The 5,693-nt window shown below is 42.3% G+C and carries 6 protein-coding genes; 4 read left to right on the top strand and 2 right to left on the bottom strand.

Annotated features, from left to right (window positions below; genetic code table 11):
- The first annotated feature begins 185 nt into the window (after positions 1–185).
- Both OGM63_RS17420 and OGM63_RS17415 read left to right on the top strand, forming a co-directional pair.
- A complete protein-coding gene (locus OGM63_RS17420; RefSeq protein ID WP_263746872.1) occupies positions 186–584 on the top strand; it encodes a DUF1499 domain-containing protein in 399 nt (132 codons plus the stop codon).
- An 81-nt stretch (positions 585–665) separates the two neighbouring features.
- Positions 666–2,207, top strand: coding sequence for a mercuric reductase (locus OGM63_RS17415; RefSeq protein WP_263746870.1), 1,542 nt, complete (start codon positions 666–668; stop codon positions 2,205–2,207).
- Positions 2,208–2,477: 270 nt separating this feature from the next.
- Here OGM63_RS17415 and OGM63_RS17410 read toward each other — a convergent pair whose 3' ends face one another.
- Positions 2,478–2,783, bottom strand: a complete 306-nt coding sequence (locus tag OGM63_RS17410; protein WP_318528485.1) for a Uma2 family endonuclease — start codon at positions 2,781–2,783, stop codon at positions 2,478–2,480.
- Between the two features lie 355 nt (positions 2,784–3,138).
- Here OGM63_RS17410 and OGM63_RS17405 point away from each other — a divergent pair, with 355 nt between their 5' ends.
- Positions 3,139–3,291, top strand: coding sequence for a hypothetical protein (locus OGM63_RS17405; protein ID WP_263746868.1), 153 nt, complete (start codon positions 3,139–3,141; stop codon positions 3,289–3,291).
- 103 nt (positions 3,292–3,394) lie between these two features.
- Positions 3,395–3,775 (top strand): response regulator, encoded by a 381-nt coding sequence (locus OGM63_RS17400; protein WP_263746867.1) that lies wholly within the window; start codon positions 3,395–3,397, stop codon positions 3,773–3,775.
- A 605-nt stretch (positions 3,776–4,380) separates the two neighbouring features.
- On the opposite strand, the gene OGM63_RS17395 is transcribed toward OGM63_RS17400, so the two are convergent.
- A complete protein-coding gene (locus OGM63_RS17395) occupies positions 4,381–5,517 on the bottom strand; it encodes a cob(I)yrinic acid a,c-diamide adenosyltransferase (RefSeq protein ID WP_263746866.1) in 1,137 nt (378 codons plus the stop codon).
- Positions 5,518–5,693: the final 176 nt, after the last annotated feature.

Here is a 5,693-nt window from a genome sequence, read left to right as displayed (position 1 = left end):
TGGTAAAATGAGGGGCTTCAGCCCTTAAATGCAATTGAGCGATAAATCCCTCACTAGGAATTACAGATACATTCATATATTCAGGAAAAATCTACCTAATAGTAGATGCATTTATTGTTGAGCGATCTTCTCGCTCACTACGTTGTAGAGTAATATACAGTCTACCTATTTATGGAAGCATAATTATGATTTTTGCTGGCAAACCACCGAACAATTTAGGTGTGAAGAGTGGTAAATTAGCACCCTGCCCTAATAGCCCTAACTGTGTTTCTAGTCAAAGTTCAGATGTCGGTCATTCAATTGCACCGCTCACTTACAACTCTACCCCAGAACAAGCGATCGCTAAACTCAAAAGTGTGATTCAATCTTTGCCCAGAACCAAAATCATCACAGAAAACAAGGATTATTTGTATGCAGAATTTAAAAGCGCTTTGATGGGATTTGTCGATGATGTAGAATTTTATCTAGACCGCAAAGCCAACGTCATCCAAGTTCGCTCCGCATCGCGTTTGGGTCAAAGCGATTTGGGTGTAAATCGCAAACGCATAGAGACGATTAGAACCAAACTAGCTGAAGTTAAATAGAACCAACTTTAGCTAGACGAAAATTAATCACTTTTTGTGTAGCATATTTAATCAGTTCTTGTCACAAAAAAACCCATCATTATGACCACAGCAGTTAGCACCCTAACCGTTTCCCCAATGGATCGGTATAATCAGGCGTTAATTGATAACCTCCATCCTCCAGATTGGGTTAATCCTGAACCTGCACCGAGTTACAATTTGGTTGTTATTGGTGCGGGTACAGCAGGATTGGTGACTGCTGCGGGTGCAGCGATGTTAGGTGCGAAGGTGGCTTTAATCGAAAAGCGATTGATGGGCGGTGATTGTACTAATGTGGGTTGTATACCATCAAAAACTCTGATTCGCTCTGCACGGGTGGTTGCAGATATATATTACGCGCAAGAATTTGGCATTGACAACCGTCATCAGATTAATATTGATTTTCCGGCAGTGATGGAGCGATTGCGACGAATACGGACAGAAATTAGTCCGAATGATTCTGCCAAACGCTTTCAAGAAGAATTTGGTGTAGATGTATTTTTTGGCGAGGCTCGATTTAAAGATACTGATAGGGTAGAAGTGGGACAGAGTATTTTACACTTTAAAAAAGCGGCGATCGCTACAGGTTCTCGTCCGACTAAATTATCCATTGATGGTTTGAATCAAGCTGGATATCTCACTAATGAAACGGTGTTTTCTCTCACACAATGCCCAAGTAGATTAGCGGTAATTGGTGGAGGGTACATCGGTTGCGAATTGGCTCAGACTTTTCAACGCTTAGGCTCACAAGTCATTTTACTACAAAAAGGTTCGCGTTTACTGAGTCGTGAAGATGCTCAAGCCGCAGAGATTATTCAAAAAGCTTTTGTCGGTGAGGGTATTGAGTTACTTTTTGAGTCGAAAATTAAACGCATTGAACGCAACGATGCAGAAAAAGTCATTCGTTACGAGATTAACGGACAAGAGCAGGTGCTTGGAGTTGATGAAATTTTAGTAGCGACTGGGCGATCGCCGAATGTAGAAAACTTGAATCTGGAAGCTGTGGGTGTAGAATATGATGAAAAGCAAGGCGTTATAATCAATGACTACTTACAGACAACTAATCCCCGAATTTATGCGGTAGGGGATGTCTGCATGAAGTGGAAATTTACTCATGCTGCTGATGCTGCGGCTCGAATTGTCATTCAAAATGCGCTGTTTTCGATTTTTGGGCTGGGACGTAAAAAGCTGAGTTCTTTGATTATGCCTTGGTGTACTTATACTGACCCAGAGGTAGCCAATGTAGGGATGTATCCGCAAGAAGCTGAGGCAAAGGGTATCGAAATTGATACATTTAGCGTTTCTCTCAACGATGTAGATCGAGCGATCGTTGATGGTGAAACTGAAGGATTTACCAAGTTACATGTAAAGAAGGGAACAGACAAGATTTTAGGAGCCACTATCGTTGCTCGACATGCCGGTGAGATGATTAGCGAAGTGACTTTAGCAATAACTAATAATTTGGGTTTGAGTGCGATCGCCAAAACAATTCATCCATATCCCACCCAAGCAGAATCTATCCGCAAAGCCGCTGATAAGTATAGCATTGCCCGTTTGCAAAGCGTTAAGAAGTTATCTTCAGCTTGGTTAGCGTGGAAACGTTAATACATCAGTCCGTTATGCCATAACATCAGTCCGTTATGTTAGTACATCGCAGAATTGTCAAATATGTATTAGACATCTCCAGAGTCATACGTAGAGACTACCAAGTGCTACGTCTCTACGTCTTTTCCAAAGATATCTATTAGACTCAACTGGAAACGCCATAATATACACAGGACTTACGCACTCTCTACGAATTCTTAGCGTTCTTGGCGTTTTGGCGGTTCGATAAATTAAGCTTTTTGACGATTTTTGCGTAAGTCCTAATACAATTTATCGTATGTTCGCCTTTTGAAAGACTTGCTCAACAGTAAATTCTAATCCCACAAACAGCGAATCTGTAAGCAATTCTTCACCCATATAAGTCTGCGGTGCCGCATCTGGATAAAAAACAGTGATGCTTCTTGCCTTACTATCTACCACCCAAACCCGCAGCACCTTAGCATCTAAATAGTCTTTTGCTTTCCCTGCCATTTGTCCAAAGGTTTGTCCTGGGGAAATAACTTCAATTACCAAATCAGGAGGAACAGAACACGCTCCGTCTTCATCCCAATCGGCGGGTAAACGTTCATTATAAATAGACGTCTCCAGAAATTAATTATGCGTTGCCCGAACCCCAACAGACGTTAAATTTAACGTCTCTACATTATTTTTCAAATAGGTTGTCTACTAGCAACTGAGTACAGTTCCACTGACAGAACCAATAAATTAATTAATACCCCGTTGCTTAAATGTTTCGGGGTATCGGTTTGAAACTTCTATATCTAATGCGTCGGCTTGCATTGTTAAGGCATTAAACATCTCCAAAAATTAATTATGCGTTAACCAGAATCCTTGTAGAGACTTCGTCCGATCGCGTCTCTACAGGGATTTACTAAGTTACATGTAAAAAAGGGAACAGACAAGATTTGAGGAGCAACCATAGTAGCTCGACATGCAGGGGAGTCAATGGTCGCTGGTGCCTGTGGTGGGTGTAGCACTGAATATAGGTCATTTGGATAAGTCAGCAGCAAAAGAAGCGATCGCCTTCTCCAAATTCAGGCGATTTCAGATATTGCCTTTACCACAAAAGTGTCATAATTTTTGATAACAAATTCGGCATTTTTTCTAAAAATCTATCTAACGGATGGTGTAACTAGCTATTTTAGAAGAAATTATGTGTATTGCACTACAAAAAAATGTAAATTAAAATGCATTACATAAAAACCTCTAACTCCCGTCGTATCTTGGTTGTGGATGATTTGCCAGATAATTTATTTTTGCTTCAGACACTTTTAGAAGCCGAGGGATATGAGGTAGAGACAGCTGATTCTGGTAAAGCAGCACTGACCGCTCTTCAAAACTGCCCTGCGAATTTGGTGTTGCTGGATGTGATGATGCCGGACATGAACGGGTGTGAAGTAACGCAACAAATTCGACAAAACCAACAGCTATCTCACATACCTGTAGTGTTGATTACAGCATTCGATCAAGTAGATATTAAGGAGGGATTATCAGTCGGGGCAAACGATTTTATTCGCAAACCCGTAGATTTTGAGGAATTACTTTCTAGAATCAAGATTTTCTTTTGAGCAATACCTAAATTACTTGCGTTTGGTAGTGAAGATGGTAGTAAACATCATCAAGAAGCCACCTAGAAGTATGGCGATCGCTAATCCTGCTGTTATTAGATCGAGTGTATTAGTGTCCATTGATAGTTGATAGTTGATAGTTGATAGTTGATGGTTGATGGTTGATGGTTGATAGTTGTTAGTTACTGATTATTCTTCTAACTCCTAACTCTGTACAGACACGAGGAACCGGAGCGTCTCTACTCAAAACTCCTAACCCCTAACTCAAAACTCAAAACTCAAAACTCAAAACTCCAAACTCAAAACTCAAAACTCCTAACCCCTAACTCAAAACTCAAAACTCCAAACTCAAAACTCAAAACTCAAAACTCAAAACTCAAAACTCAAAACTCAAAACTCAAAACTCAAAACTCAAAACTCAAAACTCCTAACTCCAAACTCAAAACTCAAAACTCAAAACTCAAAACTCAAAACTCAAAACTCCTAACTCCCAACTCAAAACTCCTAACTCCCAACTCAAAACTCCCAACTCAAAACTCCCAACTCAAAACTCCTAACTCCTAACTCCTAACTCCTATCAACGCTCCCAATAACCACGAACCAATTTAAAAATCTACCCCACGTTTGAGTTCTACGCCATGATTGGCATAGTGTTTGTGGCAGTATACCTCAGAGTGAACGCTTGCCAAGTCAAAGTATGCGGGTTGATTTTGGCAGCGACCAGTAATAATAACTTCTGTATCGCGGGGTTTACGAAGCAAAGCTTGGACAATTGGTTCAACTGGGAGTAGTTCCAAGTCAACGGTGGGATTGAGTTCATCAAGGATGATGGTTTTATAGAGTCCCGAAGCGATCGCACATTTTGCAATTTCCCAACCGCGTTCGGCTTCCAGATAGTCTAATTCTTGCCGAGAATTGCGCCAGACGATCGCATCTCGTCCGCAGCGTTGATGATCTACCACCTCTGGATATGACTGTTGCAAAGCAGCGATCGCAGCATCTTCTGTGTAGCCACTACCACCTTTCAGCCACTGCATAATCAATACGCGAGTAGAGCCAGGATGATTGATACCTCTACCAATGGCTTTCAAGGCTCTACCCAAAGCGCTGGTAGACTTCCCTTTCCCAGCACCAGTGTAAATTTCAATACCTTCAATGAAGAGTGCTTTTGCGGTTGGGTGATGTTGGGGTTTCATTTCCGAGTGCAGATCCGCAATGTCGAGCAACTTTTGCGGTGCTGCGCGTCCGGTAGCAATAATTTCCAACTCTTGGGGTTTGGCTTTGAGAGTCCGCACCACCTCATCCACATCCAGCAAACCTAAATCCAGAACGGGGTTAATTTCGTCAAAAACCACAACCGAATATAAACCGCTGGCGATCGCTCCTTTTGCCACATCCCAGCCCCGCGCTGCTTCATCTCGGTCAAAAGGGGTGATTTCGTCGTGACCAAAAAATTCGGCTCTCCCTGTGCGAACTTGGTCAATTAAATGAGGGAAACCGCGCTGTAAAGCTGCGATCGCCCCATCCTCATCATAATCACGTTCTGGTCCCTTTAAAAACCTCAGCAGTAAAACTCGGTTGGAATTGCTTGGTGTATTTATCCCCAAGCCAATTGATCGCAAAACCACCCCTAAAGCAGCTTGGGATTTACCTTTCCCCACGCCATCATAAACGTGAATTTGACCAGTGAGCCGTTGAGAACGCACTTGCGCCGTGCGAATACCTATGCCGTTCCTTATCATAAGAGCCAAAAGCTGTAACGTGGCAGTATTTAATCTTACCGAACGTCTTGCACTATCGGCAGAGGGCATTGGGCAGCAGGAAGGGAAAAGGGGAAGGGGAAAAGGGAAAAACTTTTCTTCCTTTACCCTTTACCCTTTAACATGAGTCCCCTCATGAAATTCCCCCCCCACCCCCC

The sequence above is a fragment of the Plectonema radiosum NIES-515 genome (genome assembly GCF_025753815.1).
Lineage (GTDB): Bacteria > Cyanobacteriota > Cyanobacteriia > Cyanobacteriales > Nostocaceae > Hassallia > Hassallia radiosum_A.
Note: the sequence above shows the minus strand (reverse complement) of the source record. Positions and strands in the feature narration are given on the sequence as shown.

Bases quoted from the DNA above. Each gene is read 5' to 3' on its own strand.
- OGM63_RS17405 (WP_263746868.1), top strand. From the start codon at position 3,139: ATGCAGGGGAGTCAATGGTCGCTGGTGCCTGTGGTGGGTGTAGCACTG.
- OGM63_RS17420 (WP_263746872.1), top strand. From the start codon at position 186: ATGATTTTTGCTGGCAAACCACCGAACAATTTAGGTGTGAAGAGTGGT.
- OGM63_RS17395 (WP_263746866.1), bottom strand. From the start codon at position 5,517: ATGATAAGGAACGGCATAGGTATTCGCACGGCGCAAGTGCGTTCTCAA.
- OGM63_RS17400 (WP_263746867.1), top strand. From the start codon at position 3,395: ATGCATTACATAAAAACCTCTAACTCCCGTCGTATCTTGGTTGTGGAT.
- OGM63_RS17415 (WP_263746870.1), top strand. From the start codon at position 666: ATGACCACAGCAGTTAGCACCCTAACCGTTTCCCCAATGGATCGGTAT.